14 protein-coding genes are annotated in these 18,296 nt (G+C 71.3%); 9 read left to right on the forward strand and 5 right to left on the reverse strand.

Going from position 1 to position 18,296, the window contains the following annotated elements; translation table 11 throughout:
• Positions 1-10: 10 nt before the first annotated feature.
• The 4 genes from J2847_RS26155 to J2847_RS26170 all read left to right on the forward strand — a co-directional run bounded on the left by J2847_RS26155 (position 11) and on the right by J2847_RS26170 (position 5,464).
• On the forward strand, positions 11-2,053 hold the full coding sequence (locus J2847_RS26155; protein ID WP_233474793.1) for a sigma-54-dependent Fis family transcriptional regulator: 2,043 nt from the start codon (positions 11-13) through the stop codon (positions 2,051-2,053).
• Positions 2,054-2,251: 198 nt separating this feature from the next.
• Positions 2,252-3,106, forward strand: coding sequence for an amidohydrolase family protein (locus tag J2847_RS26160; protein WP_209781719.1), 855 nt, complete (start codon positions 2,252-2,254; stop codon positions 3,104-3,106).
• A gap of 49 nt (positions 3,107-3,155) precedes the next feature.
• The gene (gene ssuD, locus J2847_RS26165) at positions 3,156-4,286 is read left to right on the forward strand and encodes an FMNH2-dependent alkanesulfonate monooxygenase (RefSeq protein ID WP_209781720.1); all 1,131 of its coding nucleotides are present in this window, start codon (positions 3,156-3,158) and stop codon (positions 4,284-4,286) included.
• Complete coding sequence (locus tag J2847_RS26170; RefSeq protein WP_211114856.1) at positions 4,286-5,464, forward strand: acyl-CoA dehydrogenase family protein; 1,179 nt, start codon at positions 4,286-4,288, stop codon at positions 5,462-5,464. Before ssuD ends, J2847_RS26170 begins: the two co-directional genes overlap by 1 nt.
• Before the next feature lie 169 nt (positions 5,465-5,633).
• Here the strand turns inward: J2847_RS26170 and J2847_RS26175 are convergent, their stop codons facing one another.
• The 4 genes from J2847_RS26175 to J2847_RS26190 are packed head-to-tail and all read right to left on the reverse strand — an operon-like array spanning position 5,634 to position 9,898.
• Positions 5,634-7,139, reverse strand: coding sequence for a PLP-dependent aminotransferase family protein (locus J2847_RS26175; RefSeq protein ID WP_209781722.1), 1,506 nt, complete (start codon positions 7,137-7,139; stop codon positions 5,634-5,636).
• A gap of 13 nt (positions 7,140-7,152) precedes the next feature.
• On the reverse strand, positions 7,153-8,007 hold the full coding sequence (locus J2847_RS26180; protein ID WP_209781723.1) for an ABC transporter ATP-binding protein: 855 nt from the start codon (positions 8,005-8,007) through the stop codon (positions 7,153-7,155).
• Positions 7,989-8,819 (reverse strand): ABC transporter permease, encoded by an 831-nt coding sequence (locus tag J2847_RS26185; protein ID WP_209781724.1) that lies wholly within the window; start codon positions 8,817-8,819, stop codon positions 7,989-7,991. Before J2847_RS26185 ends, J2847_RS26180 begins: the two co-directional genes overlap by 19 nt.
• Positions 8,816-9,898 carry a taurine ABC transporter substrate-binding protein gene (locus tag J2847_RS26190; RefSeq protein WP_209781725.1) on the reverse strand — a complete coding sequence of 361 codons (1,083 nt, stop codon included), beginning with the start codon at positions 9,896-9,898 and terminating at the stop codon, positions 8,816-8,818. Before J2847_RS26190 ends, J2847_RS26185 begins: the two co-directional genes overlap by 4 nt.
• Positions 9,899-10,301: 403 nt before the next feature.
• On the opposite strand from J2847_RS26190, the gene J2847_RS26195 reads away from it, so the two are divergent.
• From J2847_RS26195 to J2847_RS26215, 5 genes are all read left to right on the forward strand, one after another.
• Complete coding sequence (locus tag J2847_RS26195; protein WP_209781726.1) at positions 10,302-11,885, forward strand: ABC transporter substrate-binding protein; 1,584 nt, start codon at positions 10,302-10,304, stop codon at positions 11,883-11,885.
• A gap of 94 nt (positions 11,886-11,979) precedes the next feature.
• Positions 11,980-12,966, forward strand: coding sequence for an ABC transporter permease (locus J2847_RS26200; protein ID WP_209781727.1), 987 nt, complete (start codon positions 11,980-11,982; stop codon positions 12,964-12,966).
• A 33-nt stretch (positions 12,967-12,999) separates the two neighbouring features.
• A complete protein-coding gene (locus J2847_RS26205) occupies positions 13,000-13,938 on the forward strand; it encodes an ABC transporter permease (protein WP_209781728.1) in 939 nt (312 codons plus the stop codon).
• A complete protein-coding gene (locus J2847_RS26210) occupies positions 13,935-15,533 on the forward strand; it encodes an ABC transporter ATP-binding protein (RefSeq protein WP_209781729.1) in 1,599 nt (532 codons plus the stop codon). The genes J2847_RS26205 and J2847_RS26210 overlap by 4 nt, the downstream gene beginning before the upstream one ends.
• An 18-nt stretch (positions 15,534-15,551) precedes the next feature.
• On the forward strand, positions 15,552-16,880 hold the full coding sequence (locus J2847_RS26215; protein WP_209781730.1) for an LLM class flavin-dependent oxidoreductase: 1,329 nt from the start codon (positions 15,552-15,554) through the stop codon (positions 16,878-16,880).
• A 129-nt stretch (positions 16,881-17,009) separates the two neighbouring features.
• Here the strand turns inward: J2847_RS26215 and J2847_RS26220 are convergent, their stop codons facing one another.
• A complete protein-coding gene (locus J2847_RS26220) occupies positions 17,010-18,266 on the reverse strand; it encodes an MFS transporter (protein WP_209781731.1) in 1,257 nt (418 codons plus the stop codon).
• Positions 18,267-18,296 lie beyond the last annotated feature (30 nt).

Here is an 18,296-nt window from a genome sequence, read left to right on the forward strand (position 1 = left end):
TGGTGTTGGCATGAGCAGGACCGACTTTCCCGATGAAGGGCCGGCGATCCGGGGGCCGGGCATCCGCGCGTCCGACCGCGAGCGGCGCCGCATCGTCTCCTTCGACCCGGAGGCGCGGAACCGCCACCAGACCACCATCCGCGCCACCGCCATGGTGGTCCAGGATCCGGCGTCGCAACGGCTGCGCGACGACCTCGACCGCATCGCGCCCTGCGACGCCACCATCCTGGTGATCGGCGAAACCGGGACCGGGAAGGAACTGGTCTCGCGCTACATCCACGCCAACAGCCTGCGGCATTCCGGTCCCTTCGTCGCGGTCAACTGCGGCGCCTTCACCGACACCCTGGCCGAGGCCGAGCTGTTCGGTTTCGAGAAAGGCGCCTTCACCGGCGCCCTGAAGACCCAGCCGGGCTGGTTCGAGGCGGCCCACGGCGGCACCCTGCTGCTCGACGAGATCGGCGACCTGCCGCTGGCGCTCCAGGTCAAGCTGCTCCGCGTCCTCCAGGAGCGCGAGGTGGTGCGCGTCGGCTCCCGCAAGCCGATCCCGGTGGATGTGCGGGTCGTCGCCGCCACCAACGTCGATCTGGAGGCCGCCGTCCAGGCCAGGCGGTTCCGCGAGGATCTGTATTTCCGCCTCAACGTCGCCCCGGTGCGGCTGGCGCCGCTGCGCGAGAGGCCGGCCGACATCCCGCCACTGGCCGGTTATTTCCTCGACCTCCACAAGGAGCGGCTTGGCCGTCCCGACCTGACGCTCGGCGCGGACGCGCTGCGGCGGCTGGCGCTCTGCCCCTGGCCCGGCAACATCCGGCAGTTGGAGAACACCCTGCACAACGCGGTGCTGCTGGCGCCCGGACCGGTCATCGGCGCCGACGACCTCCGCCTGCACGGCCAGGGGCCCACGCGCCACGCCGTGCCGGAGGCGCCGGACCTGGAAAGCGCTGTCAAGGCGCTGGTCGGACGCGCGGTGGCCGAGGGAGAAGCCGACATTCATGAGCGGATCGTCCGCGGCGCCATCCGCGCCGCCTTCGATCTGGCCGACGGCAACCAGCTGCGGGCCGCCGAGAGCCTGGGGATGAGCCGCAACGCCTTCCGCACGCAGCTGGCCCATCTCGGCGCCATCCCGCCGCGCCGCCGCCCATCGCCGAGCCTGCCGCCGATCCCGCCGAGCGCCCCGCCATCGGCCCGCCGGCTGGCCGAGCTTTCCATCGGCTACCAGAAATACGGGACCTCCAGCATCCTGAAGAGCCGGGGCGCGGTGGAGCGGCGGCTGGCCGCCCATGGCTACCGCGTCACCTGGACCGAATTCCTGTCGGGGCCTCAGTTGATGGACGCGCTCGGCAGCCTGCAGGTGGAGTTCGTCGCCACCGGCGAGGCGCCGCCCGTCTTCGCCCAGGCCGCCGGGGTGCCGCTGGTCTATGTCGGCCACGATCCGGCCGCCCCCAGCGGCGAGGCGCTGCTGGTCCGCCGCGACAGCCCCCTGCGCGGCGTCGGCGACCTGCGCGGCCGGACGGTCGCCCTGCACACGGGATCGAACGTCCATTACTTCCTGCTGCGCGCGCTGCAGGCCCACGGCCTGTCGCTCGACGACATCCGCCCCGTCCACACCCGCCCGGCCGACGCGCTGGACGCCCTGCTGGAGGGCCGCGTGGACGCCTGGGCGATCTGGGATCCCCTGCTCTCCTCGGCGCAGATCCGCGGCGACACGCGGGTGCTGGCCGACGGCAACGGGCTGGTGCCCAACCACCAGTTCTACCTGACCAGCCAGTCCTTCGCCGAGCGCGACCCGGAGGCCGTCGCCATCCTGCTCGACGAGTTGGGCAAGGCGGGCGAATACGCCGCCCTGCATGCCGCCGAGGCCGCAAGATCAATGACCGCCGCCTTCGGCATCGAAGCCCCGGCCCTGGAACTCGCCTTCAGCCGCCTGACCTACGGCGCCAAGCCGCTGGACGACCGGGTGGTCCGGCGGCAGCAGGGGGTTGCCGACAGCTTCCACGCGCTGGGCCTGCTGCGCTCCAGCATCTCGGTGCGCGAGGCGGTGTGGACAGGAACCTGAGGACGGGCGTGAGGACGGGAGCATGAGCACGGCGGCGGCCCGCTCCGCTGCCAATGCAGCAGGCTGTTGCCGGCGCTGTTGCCATGGCAGCGCCACGGCCGGAAGGCGTCCCCTCAACCCTTTGTAAATCCATGGAAATCGGTTGGCACCGATGTTGCGTTTCCCGGACCCGGCATTCCCATCCGGAGACCATCGCCCGTGTCCCGCAAGATCATCGACCTGCGCAGCCGCCCCGCCTTCCTGCATGATTTCTACGGCGCCACGCCCGGCACCCCGGCCTATGAGGGCGCGAAGTGGCTGAACCGGCGCGTCGGCTCGAAGGACGACGAGCACTTCACCCGCTCCCACACGCTGGACGGCTTCATCGCCGAGATCCATGACGCCGGCATCACGGCGGCGGCGGTGATCGGCCGCGACACCCCCGGCGTCAGCACGTCGAACGATCAGGTCGCGGCGCTGATCGCGGGACGGCCGGAGCTGATCGGCGTCGGCTCCGTCGATCCCCAGCGCCAGGGCGTCGCCGGGGCGTTGGCCGAGGTGGAGCGGGCGGTCGGCCGGCTCGGGCTGAAGGGGATCAACCTGGAGCCCGGCTTCCTCGCCCCGGCCCTCGCCTTCGACGACCCGCTGCTGCTGCCGGTCTACGACGCCTGCGACCAGTTCGGCGTGCCGGTGTTCCTGATGTCGGGGCCGACCACGCCGGATCCGGCCTTCAACGACCCCGCCCCGGTCGGGCGCATCGCGCGCGACTTCCCCAACCTGACCATCGTCTGCCACCACGGCTTCTGGCCGCACGTCGCCGAGATCGTCGGCATCGCCTTCCGCCATCCCAACGTCCACCTCGTGCCGGACATGTACCTCTTCCTGCCGGGCAGCCGTCTCTACGTCGAGGCCGCCAACGGCTTCCTGCGCGACCAGCTTCTGTTCGGCACCTCCTTCCCCTTCCGGGCGATGAAGCAGACGGTCGAGGATTTCCTGGCGCTCGGCTTCGACGAGGCGGTGCTGGACGGGCTGCTGTCCGGCAACGCCGAGCGCGTCCTGAAGCTGGACCTCTGACGCCCTTCCCCACTTTTCAGGCCCCCTCCTTTCCAGGAACACCCCGATCATGGACATCTTCTGGTTCCTGCCGGTCTACGGCGACGGCCCCTATCTGGGCAGCCAGGACGAGAGCCGCCCCGCCACCCTGGCCTATCTCAAGCAGATCGCGCAGGCCGCCGACCGGCGCGGCTACCACGGCGTACTGGTGCCCTGCGGAAAGACCTGCGAGGAGCCCTACATCGTCTCCGCCGCCCTGATCGAGGCGACGGAGCGGCTGCGCTTCCTGGTGGCGACCCGCCCCTCGGCGCTGACGCCGACCTTCGCGGCCCGGCTCGCCAGCAGCCTGGACCGGCTGTCGGGCGGGCGCTTCTACCTGAACGTGGTCGCCGGCGGCGACGCCGACGAGTTGGCCGGCGACGGCGTCTTCCTCGACCACGACGCCCGCTACGCCCACGCGGCGGAGTTCTTCTCGGTGTGGAAGCGCGTCCTCTCCGGCGAGCGGATCGACGCCGCCGGTGACCACGTCACCGTGCGCGGGGCCGAGGTTCCCCTGCCCCCGGTGCAGCGCCCGCACCCGCCGCTGTTCTTCGGCGGCTCGTCGCCCGCCGGGCACGCGACGGTGGCCGAGCATTTCGACACCTACCTGACCTGGGCCGAGCCGCCGGGCGCGGTGGCCGAGAAGATCGCCGACGTCCGCGCCCGCGCCGCCCGCCATGGCCGCACACTGACCTACGGCCTGCGCGTCAACGTCATCGTCCGCGAGACCGAGGCCGAGGCCTGGGCCGCCGCCGACCGGTTGATCAGCAAAGTCGACCGGCAGGCGGTGGAGACCGCGCACAGCGCCTTCCGCCGCTTCGAATCCGAGGGGCAGCGCCGCATGACGGAGCTGGCCTCGCGCCCCGATCTGGTGGTGTCGCCCAACCTGTGGGCCGGGGTCGGGCTGGTCCGCGGCGGGGCCGGCACCGCCCTGGTCGGCAGCGCGCGGCAGGTTGCCGACCGGCTGCTGGAATATCGCGATCTCGGCATCGACGCCTTCGTGCTGTCCGGCTACCCGCATCTGGAGGAGGCGCACCGGGTCGCCGACCTGCTGTTCCCGCTGCTGCCGGTGTCCGCCCAGCCGCCGGCCGCCCAGCCCGCCCCGGAGGTCGCCTTTGTCAGCCCCTTCGGCGAGCTTCAGCCCGCGCGCGGGGCGGCGTGATGCCCGCACCGCTCTCCAATCCGGCCCACCGCACCGCCCTGGCCGATCTGAAGCAAACCCTGGCGGCCACGGCGGTCGAGCGCGACCGCGCCGGTGGAACCGCCAAGGCCGAACGCGACGCGATCCGCCGCTCCGGCCTGCTCGACCTTGCCGTTCCCACCGGTCACGGCGGAGCCGGGGAAGGCTGGCCGGCGATCCTCGGCGCGGTGCGGGAACTGGCGCAGGTCGATTCCTCGCTGGCCCATCTCTTCGCCTTCCAGCACCTGATGGTCGCCTCGGTGCTGCTCTACGGCAACCCGGCGCAGCGCGAGGCGCTGCTGGGCGCGACGGCGCGCGGCCCCCTGTTCTGGGGCAACGCGCTGAACCCGCTGGACCGCCGCACCACCTTGGTCCCCCACACGAGCGGAGGCTGGATCCTGAACGGCACCAAGAGCTTCTGTTCCGGAGCCAGCGATTCGGACCTGTTGCTGGTGTCGGCGGACGATCCCTCCGGCACCTTGCGGGTGCTGGCCCTGCCGACGGCGCGGGCGGGCGTCGCCGTGCTGGACGACTGGGACAACATGGGCCAGCGCCAGACCGACAGCGGCACCGTGACCTTCACCGATGTGGCGGTGGACGCCGACGACGTGCTGGGACCGCCGGGGCCGTTCGGCGATCCGGCTTCCAGCCTGCGGCCCTGCATCGCCCAGTCGATCCTCGCCAGCATCTATCTGGGCATCGCCGAGGGGGCGCTGGCGGCGGCGCGCGGCTTCACCCTGGGCGAATCCCGGCCCTGGCGCGCGTCGGGCGTGGCCAGCGCCGCCGAGGATCCTTACATCCTGCGCCATTACGGCGAACTTCACGTCGCCATCGCCGGGGCCGAGGCGCTCGGCGACCGTGCGCTCGACCGGCTCCAGGCGGCGTGGGAGCGCGGGCGGGATCTGACCCCCGCCGAGCGGGGCGAGGCCGCCGTCGCCATCGCCACCTTCAAGGCGGCCAGCACCCGCGCCGCGCTCGACGCGACCACCCGCCTGTTCGACGTCACCGGCGCGCGGGCCACCGCGTCGCGTTTCGGTTTCGACCGCTTCTGGCGCAACGTCCGCACCCACTCGCTGCACGATCCGCTGGACTACAAGCTGAAGGAATTGGGGGCCTGGACCTTGACCGGCGTCCTGCCCGAGCCCGGCTTCTACTCGTAAAGATCGCCTCCATGGAAGGATGCGGGAGTTGCGAGGAATTGGCCCACCCAAGCGCTCCCGAGTTGGTCCCCGTCGGACTGGCTGGGTCTGGTTCCCCCAGGATGAGCCGCTCGACGGGGAGGCGGCGATCATCCGAGGCCGGAGGCTTTGAAGCACCGGCCCTCGGGCCTCATCCCCGGTCCTGTCCGGTCTCCCGCGCCGCGCGCTCCGTCCAGTCCTGCAGCAGGATCAGGGTGTGGAAGACGGCGCGCACCGCCAGCCGCATGCGGTCCTCGATCAGCCGCCCCTCCCCGTCCAGCGTGCCGGCGCCGGGGGTGATCAGGATGTTGGCATCGTCGGACAGGTTAGGCAGCACGCCGGCCCGCGCCAGCGCCTGGTTGAACAGGTTGCTGCGGGCGATGCGGTCCTCGTGCGTGAAGATCGGGATGCCCCAGGGTCGGTCGCCCCGGCTGGCCGGCGCCCAGGTCCGCTGGTAGTTGATCTCCACCCCGCCGAGGTTGGCCGAGGCGGCGATGGCGATGCCGTCCCACAGCCGCCCGCGCGCCCGCTCGAACTCGTCCAGCACGATGGCGTGGGTCTGCTCGATCGGCGCCAGGATCGTCTCCGGGGCGTCGCGCAGCGTGCGCAGCGCCGCCAGCGTGCCGTGCAGCGCCTCCTTGCCGGGATCGACCGCGACGTGCGAGCCCTTGCCGTGCGACGACACGGTGCCGAACCGCTCGCCATGGATGCCGAGCGCGCGGCGGATGTTGACCATCGGCCCCTCGCGCCCGACGATCAGTCCGGCGCTCGGCCCCCCGGCCACCTTGTCGAGGCTGAACAGCATGACGTCGGCGCCGATGCGGCGGATGTCGGTGCCGAGGAACGGCACGCCCCAGGCGTTGTCGGCGATGTAGGGCACGCCGAAGCGCGCGGCCAGCTCGCCGATCCGCCGGTGCAGCACCGCGGTGCCGTCGGCGAACCTGGTCCCGTAGCCGAAGCCCGGCGTGTCGTAGGCCAGCGAGACGAAGCCGCCCAACTCGGCGGCGTGGCGGTCCGCCGCGGCGCCCAGCGCCAGCGCAGCCGCCTCGGCGTCGACCTCCAGCAGCAGCGGCGCCGGGTAGCTCTTGATGCCGTGGACGTCGTAGCGGGCGCCCGGCAGCTTCACCAGCGCGACGTCGACGTTCTCCTGCCGGCGGCCGAGCAGGCCCAGCTCCCCGGCGGTGGCGCCGCGGTCGGCGAACAGATCCTTGTAGAATCCCGGCACCGGCCGGCCGTAGCTGGCGTGATGCTCGATGTGGCGCTCGTAGGGGACCACCGCCTTGACCCGCGACGGGTCGCCGCGCCCGACCAGCGACGGGGCGATCAGGGTTTCGTAGGAGACCCACAGCCCGGCCTCGGCGCTGTTGACCACCGCCGCGTCGTACTCGTCGCCGTAGACCGACTTCACGACCCGGCGGATGGCGTCGCCGACGCGGACCAGCGGCACCAGATCGCGCGAGCCCGCCGCGATGGCGTCGATCACCGCGCGGCGCAGGGGGCCGGGATGGCTGGAGTTGCTGGCCGACAGGCCGAAGCGGCCCTCCCAATCCTCGGGGATGGCGAGGTCGGCGGCGCGCCGCCCGGAATCCTCGACGATGGCGGCGGCGTGGTTCTGGAGGAACTGGTAGAGGTCGAGACGGAACGGGCCGGCGGGCATGGAGGGGACATCCTCAGGAATTGGGTTGGTGGGCATGCGCCTTGCGCGCCTCCTCGCGGACGAGCCGGACGACGTCGCGCCGCAGCGCCATCAGCACCGGGTCGTCGAGGAAGCCGTCGACGTCGCGGGCATCGCTGGACGGCACGCGGATCTCAGCGGTCACCCGGCCGGGGCGGCTGCCCATGACCAGGATGCGGTCGGCGAGGAACAGCGCCTCGTCCACGTCGTGGGTGACGAACAGGATGGTCGTCCCGGTCTGCCGCCGCAGACCGAGCAGCAACTCCTGCATGGTCAGCCGGGTCTGCGCATCGAGCGCGGCGAAAGGCTCGTCCATCAGCAGGACGCGCGGGTTGCCGATCCAGGCACGGGCCAGGGCGGCACGCTGGCGCATCCCGCCGGACAGGTGATAAGGGGCGTGCCGCTCGAAACCGGTCAGGCCGATCAGCCGGACGTAGCGCTCCGCCTCCGGCCGGTAGACCCGTTCGGGAACACCGGCCATGCGCGGGCCGAAGGTGATGTTGTCCAGCACCGACAACCAGGGGAAGAGCTGCGGCTGCTGGAACACCACGGCGCGTTCCGGGCCGGGGGCGCCGACCGGGCGGCCGTCCACCGTGACGCTGCCGGAACTCGGCGTCTCGAAGCCGGCGACGAGGTTGAGCACCGTCGACTTGCCGCAGCCGCTGGGGCCGAGCAGGCAGACCAGCTCGCCCTCCGCCACCTCCAGCGACACGCGGTCGAGCGCCAGCGTCGGCGTGCCGCCGCGCAGGCCGGCGAAGCGCTTGCTGGCGTCGCGCAGATGGATCTTCGGCGGGGCCGGAGAGGCCGGGGCCGCAATCCCCTCGGCGGCGGTCAAGCGTGCCCCGTCCATGGCACCATCACTTTCTGGAGCCCGACGATCGCGCGGTCGAGCCCGTATCCGATAAGGCCCAGCAGCACGATGCCGAGCATGACGACGTCGGTGCGCAGATAGGCCCCGGCGTTCACCACCATCCAGCCGAGCCCGGAGGTCGCCGCCACCATCTCCGCCGCGATCAGCGTGGTCCAGCCGATGCCGAGCGCCAGCCGGACGCTGGTGAACAGCTCCGGCAGGGTGCTGGGCAGCAGGACGTGGCGGAACATCTGGTAGCGGCTGACGCCGAGCACCGCCGCCGCCCGCCGCCGCTCCTGCCCGACCGCCGCGACGGCGCCGGCGGCGCCGACGACGATGCTCAGCACCGTGGCGATGTAGATCAGGAAGAATTTCGAGAATTCGCCGATGCCGAACCAGACGATGACCAGCGGGATCAGCGCCAGCTTGGGCAGCGGGCGGAGGAACTGCACGAAGGGATCGAACAGCGCCGCCACCGTCGGCGACACCCCCATCACCAGCCCGAGCGGCACCCCGGTGAGCACCGCCGCCAGGAAGGCGACCCCGGCGCGGGCGACGCTGACCAGGATGTGCTCCCACAGCGGCACCTGCCGGTAGCCGGTCTCCGCCAGTTCGCGCCCGGTCTGCAGCACCTCGGCCGGGGTCGGCAGCAGCGCCGGGCCGATCCAGCCCAGCGACCCCGCCGCCTGCCACAGCGCCACCACCGCCAGCACGGCGGCGACGCTCACCAGGGGCCGGGAGCGGACGGCGCCGGCCCGCGTCGCGGCGGCCCCGTCCCTGTCCCCGGCGGCGCCTGCGAGGCCTTCGCTCATGGCTTGACCGCCGCGTCCTTCCGGGCCAGCGCCTCGCGCAGGTAGCGGGTGTTGATCCAGGGGGCGAAGCTGTCGGGAATGTCGGCCTTGCGGACCTCGCCGATCTCGGCCAGGAAGTTCGCGGTGTCCTTCATGCCCTTGGCGATCACCGAATCCGCCGTGTCGGTGCCGTCGCCCAGCCATTTCAGGGTCGCCTGCTCCGCCAGCTCCGGATACTCGATGCCGGCCAGCGTGCTGCGCGCGGCGGCGAGGTCGACGTTGAGATGCTCGGCGACGATCTTCGCGGAGCCCTCCGGGTCGCGCTTGTACTGCTCCACATTCTTCTGGAAGACGCGGAGAAGCTGCACGGCGATCTGCGGGTGCTTCTCGAGGAACTCCTTGCGGGCGACGAAGTTGTTCCAGACGTAGTAGCCGTCCTTCTGGAGATCGCGCGAGGCCAGCACCTCGTGGCCGCCGTCGGCTTCCAGCTGCTGGGTGAAGGGACCCCAGACATAGGCGGCGTCGATGTCGCCGCGCTTCCAGGCGGCGACGATGTCGGCCGGGCGCAGCGGCACCTGCTTCACCTTGGCGACGTCGACCTTGTTGACCTTCAAGGCCGCCTGCAACGCGTAGTGCGCCGTGGAGTTGGCGGGGTAGCCGACGGTGCGGCCTTCCAGATCCTTGACCGATTTGACCGCCGCGCGGCCGATCAGCCGCTCGCTGGTGGCGATGACGCCCGACACGCCGATCACCTCGATGGGCAGCTTGCGGATGATGCCGGCGACCGCCGGGCTGGAGCCGAAGCGGACGATGTCCAGCTCCTTGGCGGCCAGCAGGGTCAGCACGTCGGCGCCGGAGTTGAAGGGCACCCACTGCACCTTGGTGCCGAACGCCTTCTCGTAGGAGCCGTCGGCCTTGCCCAGCATCCAGACGCGCGGCCCCCCGGCGTAGCCGAGGCGGACCACCTCGGGCACCGCCGGCGCCGTGGCGGTCTGCGCCGCGGCGGACGATGCGAGCGACGACAGGAGGGCGGCGGGCGCCAGCGGCACGGCCAGCAGCGACGCCACGGCCAGGGCTCTGGCGAGCCAGTGTTTCAGCATGGTCGGGATTCCTTCCGATGGTGGGTTGTGACGCCGAGGGATCGACCTTCGGCCGCCCCTCAAAGGACGCTTCTCACGGGGATCGCGACGCGGCGCACCGACGAGGAATATTGAACGTTTTTATTTTGCTGTATATGTTTATATCCTATTATTTTTATAGATTATCCAGCTTGTCAATCCCTATGTGTGCCAATCTTTCGCCAGCACCGGTGTGAAGGCCGAAGCGGATAAAACATATTTTAAATGTTGATATAGAAATAAATATCTACTTATTGAGTTGACATATTCACCGCCCGAAACGCACAGTCCCAGCCGTTAAACCGTTCCCTCACCACGGCTCATGATTTTTCCCGACGCAGCGCCCCCACGGCGCCGATGCGTCGGCAACCTGATGGACCCAAGCATGTGGCATGACCTGAAGCGGCATTTTGCGGGGCCACTGATCGCCGCCGCGGTCGTCGGACTCGGCGCGGCCGGCGCGCACGCCGCCCCCCGGCAGGGCGGAACCCTGACCTGGATCGTGACGCCGGAACCGGCCTCCCTGATTCCGCTGACCAACACGGCCGGTGGCAACGCCGAGATCGGCCCGAAGGTGGTGGAGGGGCTGCTGACCTACGACACCGACCTCAACCCGAAGCCGCTGCTGGCGACGGCGTGGGAGGTCGCGAAGGACGGCCTGCAATACCGCTTCTCCCTGCGGCCGGGCGTGAAATGGCACGACGGCAAGGACTTCACGTCCGCCGACGTCGCCTTCTCGATCCTGACGCTCAAGCAGTCGCACCCGCGCGGCCGCAGCACCTTCGCCAACGTCGTCGAGGTGCGGACCCCCGATCCGCTCACCGCCGTCATCGTGCTGTCGAAGCCGGCCCCCTACCTGCTGACCGCGCTGGCCGGCGCCGAATCGCCGATCGTGCCCAAGCACCTCTACGAGGGCACCCACGTCGCCGCCAACCCGCGCAACAGCGCCCCCGTCGGCACCGGCCCCTTCGTCTTCAAGGAGTTCGTCAAGGGCAGCCACGTCGTGCTGGAGCGCAACCCGGATTACTGGGACAAGGGCAAGCCCCATCTCGACAAGGTCATCGTCCGCTTCATCCCCGACGCGGTTGCGCGCGCCGCGGCGCTGGAATCCGGCACGGCGCAACTCGGCGGACAGGCGATCCCGCTGTCCGACGTGAAGCGCTTCTCGGAGCTGCCGGACCTCCGCGTCGATTCGGTGAACTGGGCCTATGTCAGCAACCACCAGCAGCTGATCTTCAACCTCGACACCCCGATCCTGCAGAACAAGGCGGTGCGCAAGGCGATCTCCCAGGCGATCGACGTCAACGCGCTGAACAAGGTGGTGTGGTACGGCTACGGCACCGTCTCGCCGGCCGCCATCGGCAAGGCCAACACCAAGTACCACAACGCCGGCATCCAGTATTTCCCGGTCGACACCAAGCAGGCGGAGGCCGCGCTCGACGCGGCCGGGCTGAAGCGCGGCGCCGACGGCACGCGGTTCAAGCTGCGCCTGCTCTTCAACCCCTTCCAGGAGCGCCGCGCCGCCGACTTCGTGCGGCAGTCGCTGGCCCGCATCGGCGTCGACGCGGTGATCGAGAGCTACGACTTCGCCACCTACACCACCAAGGCCTACACCGAGCGGGCCTTCGACATCACGCTGGAGGCGCTGGCCAACGTGTTCGACCCGACGGTCGGCGTGCAGCGGGTGTTCTGGTCGAAGAACTTCAAGATCGGCTTGCCCTTCTCCAACGCCGCCCACTACGCCAACCCCGAGGTCGACCGCCTGCTGGAGGCGGCGTCGGTCGAGGTCGACGAGGCCAAGCGCAAGGCGCTGTTCCTGGAGTTCCAGCAGATCGTCCACGACGACGTCCCGTCCGTGGAGTTCGGCGCCAACCCGAGCATCACCATCCGCTCCAAGGCGGTGCAGAACTACGCCCCGACCGGCGAGGGGCTGCGCGGCAGCTTCGCCGACCTGTCCCTGGAACCATAAAGGGGCAAGCCCTTCCATCGGCCGGCGGGGGGAGCGCCATCGCCCCCCGCCGGCCGCTGCCGTTCCTCCTCCCCCGTCCCGGAGCAACCCGCCGATGCCCCACCTCGCCCGTCTGGGCGGCGTCCTGCGCCGCACCGCATGGCAGGCGGTGCCCACCGTCATCGGGATCGTCGTCCTGAACTTCTGCCTGCTCCAGCTTCTGCCCGGCGACGCCGCCGACGTGATCGCCGCCGAATCCGGCAGCGCCACGGTGGAGGGCATGGCGGCGCTGCGCGCGCATTTCGGCCTCGACCTGCCGGCGCTGAACCAGCTCCTCGGCTATCTGAACGCGCTCGCCCATCTCGACCTGGGCGTGTCGCCGCGCCACAACCTGCCGGTGACCTCGCTGATCGCCTCACGGCTGGGCGCCACCCTGCTGCTGATGGGCACGGCGCTGGGGCTGGCGCTGCTGGCCGGGATCCTGTTCGGCGCCGTGATGGCGGTGACCGTCGGGCGCTGGCCGGACCGCATCCTGTCGGTCGCCGCCCTGCTGTTCTACTCGACGCCCTCCTTCTGGCTGGGGCTGATGGCCATCGTGCTGTTCGCGGTCAAGCTCGGCTGGCTGCCCACCGGCGGCAACGCCACCATCGATTCCGGGCTGGCCGGCTGGGCCTGGGCCGCCGACCGCGCCCGCCATCTGGCGCTGCCGGCGCTGGCGATGGCCGGCTTCTTCGTCGCCATCTTCTCCCGCCTGACCCGCGCGGCGATGCTGGAGGTGCGCGGGCAGGATTTCGTGCGCACCGCCGAGGCCAAGGGGCTCGGCCCCTTCGCCGTCACCGTGCGGCACGTGCTGCGCAACGCCCTGATCCCGGTCACCACCGTCGCCGGCATGCAGGTCGGCACGCTGCTGGGCGGTTCGGTGGTGATCGAGGTGGTCTTCAGCTGGCCGGGGCTGGGCCGTCTCGCCCTCGAATCCGTGCTGTCGCGCGACTACCATGTGCTGCTCGGCATCCTCTTCCTGTCCTCGCTCCTGGTCATCGCCGCCAACCTGCTGGTCGACCTGCTGCACGCGTGGCTCGATCCCCGCATCCAGGTCCGCTGAACGCCCCGCCGCGTCCCCCGCCGAGTCACCGCCATGCCCGATCCCGCCCGCCTCCTGCGCGCCCTGATCCATCCGCTGCGTCCGCGGCGGGAAGCGTCGCCGACCACCGATTTTCTCCCCGGCAGCGAGTCGCAGGGGCACGTCCTGTGGCGCCTGCTCAGCCACAGCCCACAGGCGCTGTTCGGCGTCGCGGTGCTGGCGCTGGTGGCCGGCACGGCGCTGACCGCCGGCTGGTGGTACCCCGACGACCCGCTGGCGATGGTGGCCCCACCCCTGCTGTGGCCCGGCGAGGATCCGGCCTTCCCGCTGGGCAGCGATTCGCTGGGGCGCGACGTCGCCGCCGGCCTCGTCCACGGTGCCAAGGTGTCGCTCACCGTCGGGCTGGTCGCCGCCATCCTCAGCCTGGGCATCGGGCTGACGGTCGGCGGCCTCGGCGGCTTCTTCGGCGGCGCGCTCGACGACGCGCTGGTGCGGGTGACGGAGCTGTTCCAGACCGTGCCGTCCTTCCTGTTCGTCATCGTCCTGGTGGCGATCGGCAAGCCCTCGGTCACGGTCATCGTCACGGCGATCGGGCTGGCCTCCTGGCCGGTGATCGCGCGGCTGGTGCGGGCCGAGTTCCGGTCCCTGCGCGAGACCGAATTCGTCCTGGCGGCGCGCAGCCTCGGCTACGGCCCCGCCCGGCTGATCCTCCGCGAGATCCTGCCCAACGCGCTGCCGCCGGTGATCGTCACCACCTCGGTGCTGGTGGCGACGGCGATCCTGATCGAATCCGCGCTGTCCTTCCTCGGCATGGGCGACCCCAACATGGTGTCCTGGGGCAGCATGATCGGCGACGGCCGCGACCAGCTGCGCACCGCCTGGTTCCTCACCGCCCTGCCCGGCGGCGCCATCCTGCTGACCGTGCTGGCGCTCAATCTGGTCGGCGACGCCCTCAACGACCGCTTCAACCCGCGCCTGCGGGGCCTGCGATGACCGCCGCCCAGCCGCTGCTCGCCGTCGAGAACCTGAACGTCCGCTTCACCGGCCCGCGCGGCACCCACCACGCGGTGAAGGACCTGAGTTTCCATCTGGAGCGCGGCCAGACCCTGGCGGTGGTCGGCGAGTCGGGCAGCGGGAAATCCACCGCCGCCCTCGCCCTGCTGCGGCTGACCGCCCCCGGCGCCGCGGTCGGCGGCCGCATCCTGTTCGAGGGGGAGGATCTGCTGGGCCTGCCACTCGACGCGATGCGGCGGCGGCGCGGGCGCGACGTCTCGATGATCTTCCAGGAGCCGATGACCTCGCTCAACCCGGTCCACAGCGTCGGCGCCCAGATCGGCGAGGTGCTGCGCCTCCACGAAAGGCTGTCGTCCGCCGCCGCCCGCAGCCGCACCCTCGACCTGCTGGATCGGGTCCGCATCCCCGAGCCGGGCCGGCGCATCGACTCCTACCCGCACCAGCTGTCGGGCGGGCAGCGGCAGCGGGTGATGATCGCGATGGCGGTCGCCTGCCGGCCGCGCCTGCTGGTCGCCGACGAGCCGACCACGGCGCTCGACGTCGCCACCCAGGAGCAGATTCTCGACCTGCTCGACGGCCTGCGGCGCGACCTGTCGATGGGGCTGCTGCTCGTCACCCACGACCTCGGCGTGGTCAAGGACCGGGCCGACCGCGTGCTGGTGCTGCACGACGGCGTCAAGCTGGAGGAAGGCGGCACCGCCGCGCTGTTCGAACGGCCGCATCACCCCTACACCCGCTGCCTGCTGGCGGCGTCGCTGCACGCCGGGGACACGCCGCATTGTACCGAGCGCCGGCTGCCGGAGATCCGCATCGCCCGCGACGCCGCCGGAACGCCCAGCTTCGCGCTGGAGGTGCCGCCGGTCCGCCCGCGCCGCGCGCCGCCACGAACCGGCCCCCTGCTGTCGGTCCGCGACCTGCGCGCCGAGTACCGGACCGCCGAGGGCGTGTTCAACGCCGTCGACGGCGTCTCCTTCGACATCGCCCCCGGCGAGACGGTGGGGCTGGTCGGTCCGTCCGGCTGCGGCAAGTCCACCTTGGCGAAGACGGTCATGCGCCTCGTCCCGGCGAGCGGCGGCCGGATCCTGCTGGACGGCACCGACCTCGCCCGCCTGCCGGACCGCGCGCTGAAACCGTGGCGGCGGCGCTTCCAGATGGTGTTCCAGGACCCCTACGGCTCGCTCAACCCCCGCCACACCGTCCACGACAGCCTCGACGCCGCCCTGGTCGTCCACGGCGTCCGCGAGCGCCTTGACCGCGCCGCCCGCGTCAAGGCGATGCTCGACCGCGTCGGCCTGCCCGCCGACTCCGCACGGCGCTACCCGAACGAGTTCTCCGGCGGCCAACGCCAGCGCATCGGCATCGCGCGCGCCTTGCTGCTCAAGCCGTCGCTGGTGGTGTGCGACGAGCCGGTCTCGGCGCTCGACGTGTCGGTGCAGGCGCAAATCCTCAACCTGCTGGCCGAGTTGAAGGAGGAGTTCAATCTCGCCTATCTGTTCATTTCCCACGATCTGGCCGTGGTCCGCCACATCGCCGACCGGGTGTTGGAGATGAAGGCCGGACGGCTGCTCGCCTGATGACTGCGGAGGGAACCCATGACACGACAGCTTCATCTCGGCGCCTTCATGCGCCCGGTGTCGATCCACACCGGGGCATGGCGTTATCCGGGCGCCTTCGCCGACGCGAACTTCAACTTCGCCCACCTGAAGCGCTTCGCGCGGAAGCTTGAGGCCGGCAAGTTCGACGCCTTCTTCATGGCCGACCATCTGGCCGTGCTGAACATGCCGGTCGAGGCGCTGAAGCGCAGCCACACCGCGACCTCGTTCGAGCCCTTTACCCTGCTGTCGGCGCTGGCGGCGGTGACCGAGCGGATCGGGCTGGTCGCCACGGCCTCGACGACCTTCGACGAGCCCTACCACATCGCCCGGCGCTTCGCCTCGCTCGATCACCTGTCGGGCGGAAGGGCCGGCTGGAACATCGTCACCACCGCCAACCCCGACGCGGCGCTGAATTTCGGCCGCGACGGCCAGATGGAGCATGGCGACCGCTACCGCCGCGCCCGCGAATTCCACGACGTGGTGACCGGGCTGTGGGACAGTTGGGCCGACGACGCCTTCATCCGCGACCAGCAGAGCGGGCTGTTCTTCGACCCCGACAAGCTGCACGTCCTGGATCACAAGGGGGAGTTCCTGTCGGTGCGCGGGCCGCTCAACATCGCGCGGCCGGTGCAGGGCTGGCCGGTGATCGTCCAGGCCGGCGCGTCGGAGGCCGGGCGCCAGCTCGCCGCCGAAACGGCCGAGGTGGTCTTCGCCGCCGCCGCCACGCTGGCCGAGGGGCAGCGCTTCTACGCCGACGTCAAGGGACGGCTGGAGGCGGCGGGACGGTCGCGCGACAGCCTGAAGATCCTGCCCGGCGCCCTGGTGGTGGTCGGCGACACGGTGGAGGAGGCGCGGGCCACGCGCGCCCGGCTCGACGGCTTGGTCCATGAGGCCAGCGCCATCGCGTCCCTGTCGATCGCGCTCGGCCACGACGTGTCGGGCTTCGACCTCGACGGGCCGCTGCCGGACATTCCCGAGACCAACGCCGGCAAGAGCGGCCGCCAGCGCGCCATCGACCTCGCCCGCCGCGAGGGGCTGAGCGTCCGCCAGCTGGCGCAGCGGCTCGGCGGTTATGGCGGGCTGTCCTTCGTCGGCACCCCGGCGACCATCGCCGACGCGATGGAGGAATGGCTTCTGACCGAAGGGTCGGACGGCTTCAACATCATGTTCCCCTTTCTGCCGGCAGGCCTCGACGCCTTCGTGGACCGGGTGGTTCCGGAACTCCAGCGCCGCGGCCTTTTCCGGACCGAGTATGAAGGGACGACGCTGCGCGACCATCTCGGGCTGCGGCGCCCGGAGAACCGCTTCTTCGCGACGACGGGCTGACAGGCCACCACGGCGGACGGGCAGAGCACGGCGATACCCGCCAAGCTGTCTCGGGGGCGGAGCGGACCATGCGCGGCAGCACCGCATGCACCCACGCCAGCGGGGCGGTGCATGCCAAGCCCGCAACCGCTACGCCGCCAACCGCCGTGACGCCTGGAGATGGGCGATCAGCGCGACCAGGGCGAAGCCGGCGCCGATCAGGCAGATCGCCGGCCAGCCGCCGTGCGCCCAGGCGACACCGGCCACCGCCGAACCCAGCGATCCCCCCAGGAAGAACAGCCCGACGAACAGGCCGTTCAACCGGCCGCGCGCCGCCGGGTCCAGCAGATTGATGGCGCGGCGGCCGAGCGTCTGGTCGCCGACCGCTCCGACATCCAGCCCGACGGCGGCCAGCGCCAGCAGGCCGAGCGCCAGCACCGGCAGGCCGGCGACCGCGTCGGCCGAAGCCGCCAGCGCGAAGGACAGCACCACCAGAACATGCGAGGCGATGGTGGTGCTCCGCGCCCAACCACGGTCGCCCAGGCGGCCGGCCAGGGGCGTCGCCAGCGCGCCACCCGCCCCGACCAAGGCGAACACGGCGATGCCGCCCTGGTCGAGCCCGAACGGCGCCTGGGACAGGCGGAAGGCGACCGCCGTCCAGAACAGGCTGAACGCCGCCATCATCAGCGCCGCGGTCAGGGAGCGCAGCCGCAGCACGGGCTCGTCGCGCAGCAGCCCCCACATCGAGGCGATCAACGCCGGATAGCGCTGTCCTGCCGATGGCCGGCGCCGCGGCAGCCACAGCGGCAGCACGAGCGCCAGACCGCCCAGCAGCGCCGCGTTCGCCACATAGAACGCCCGCCAGCCGAAGCTGTCGGCGATCAGGGCGGCCAGTGGCCGCGACAGCAGGATGCCCACCATCAGGCCGCTCATCACGTTGCCGATGGTGCGGCCGCGATGCTCGGACGGAGCCATCGCGGCGGCGATCGGCACCAGCACCTGGATCACCGAGGACGCGGCGCCGAGGGCGAACAGCGCCGCCATCAGCGCCCACATCCCCGGCGCCGCCACGGCGATGGCCGACGCGACCGCCGCGCAGGCCAGCATGCGGACCGCCAGCGCCCGGTTCTCCATCAGGTCGGCGAGCGGGATCAGCAGGAATAGCCCGGCGGCATAGCCCAGCAGCGGCGCCATGGCGACCAGCCCGCCCAGCGCGGGATCCAGGCCGATCGAGGCGCCGATCGGACCGACCAGGGGCTGGGCGGCCGACAGGTTGATGATGATCACGCCGACGGAGGCGGCGAACAGGAGCGTGAGCGGAGCGGAAATTCCCTGCGCCCGTGCCTCTGCGGCGACGGACGGGGCGTCAGCGGACGGAACGGCCGCCGCGTTGCATGAAACCGACACTGATGTCTCCTTGGCGTTCGTGCGCTGCAA

The sequence above is a fragment of the Azospirillum agricola genome (genome assembly GCF_017876095.1).
Lineage (GTDB): Bacteria > Pseudomonadota > Alphaproteobacteria > Azospirillales > Azospirillaceae > Azospirillum > Azospirillum agricola.

Excerpts from the sequence above, each read along its gene's own strand:
- J2847_RS26205 (WP_209781728.1), top strand. The coding sequence starts at position 13,000 with ATGCCCGATCCCGCCCGCCTCCTGCGCGCCCTGATCCATCCGCTGCGT.
- J2847_RS26180 (WP_209781723.1), bottom strand. The coding sequence starts at position 8,007 with ATGGACGGGGCACGCTTGACCGCCGCCGAGGGGATTGCGGCCCCGGCC.
- J2847_RS26190 (WP_209781725.1), bottom strand. The coding sequence starts at position 9,898 with ATGCTGAAACACTGGCTCGCCAGAGCCCTGGCCGTGGCGTCGCTGCTG.
- J2847_RS26200 (WP_209781727.1), top strand. The coding sequence starts at position 11,980 with ATGCCCCACCTCGCCCGTCTGGGCGGCGTCCTGCGCCGCACCGCATGG.
- J2847_RS26210 (WP_209781729.1), top strand. The coding sequence starts at position 13,935 with ATGACCGCCGCCCAGCCGCTGCTCGCCGTCGAGAACCTGAACGTCCGC.
- J2847_RS26175 (WP_209781722.1), bottom strand. The coding sequence starts at position 7,139 with ATGCCCGCCGGCCCGTTCCGTCTCGACCTCTACCAGTTCCTCCAGAAC.
- J2847_RS26155 (WP_233474793.1), top strand. The coding sequence starts at position 11 with ATGAGCAGGACCGACTTTCCCGATGAAGGGCCGGCGATCCGGGGGCCG.
- J2847_RS26195 (WP_209781726.1), top strand. The coding sequence starts at position 10,302 with ATGTGGCATGACCTGAAGCGGCATTTTGCGGGGCCACTGATCGCCGCC.
- J2847_RS26170 (WP_211114856.1), top strand. The coding sequence starts at position 4,286 with ATGCCCGCACCGCTCTCCAATCCGGCCCACCGCACCGCCCTGGCCGAT.
- ssuD (WP_209781720.1), top strand. The coding sequence starts at position 3,156 with ATGGACATCTTCTGGTTCCTGCCGGTCTACGGCGACGGCCCCTATCTG.
- J2847_RS26185 (WP_209781724.1), bottom strand. The coding sequence starts at position 8,819 with ATGAGCGAAGGCCTCGCAGGCGCCGCCGGGGACAGGGACGGGGCCGCC.
- J2847_RS26215 (WP_209781730.1), top strand. The coding sequence starts at position 15,552 with ATGACACGACAGCTTCATCTCGGCGCCTTCATGCGCCCGGTGTCGATC.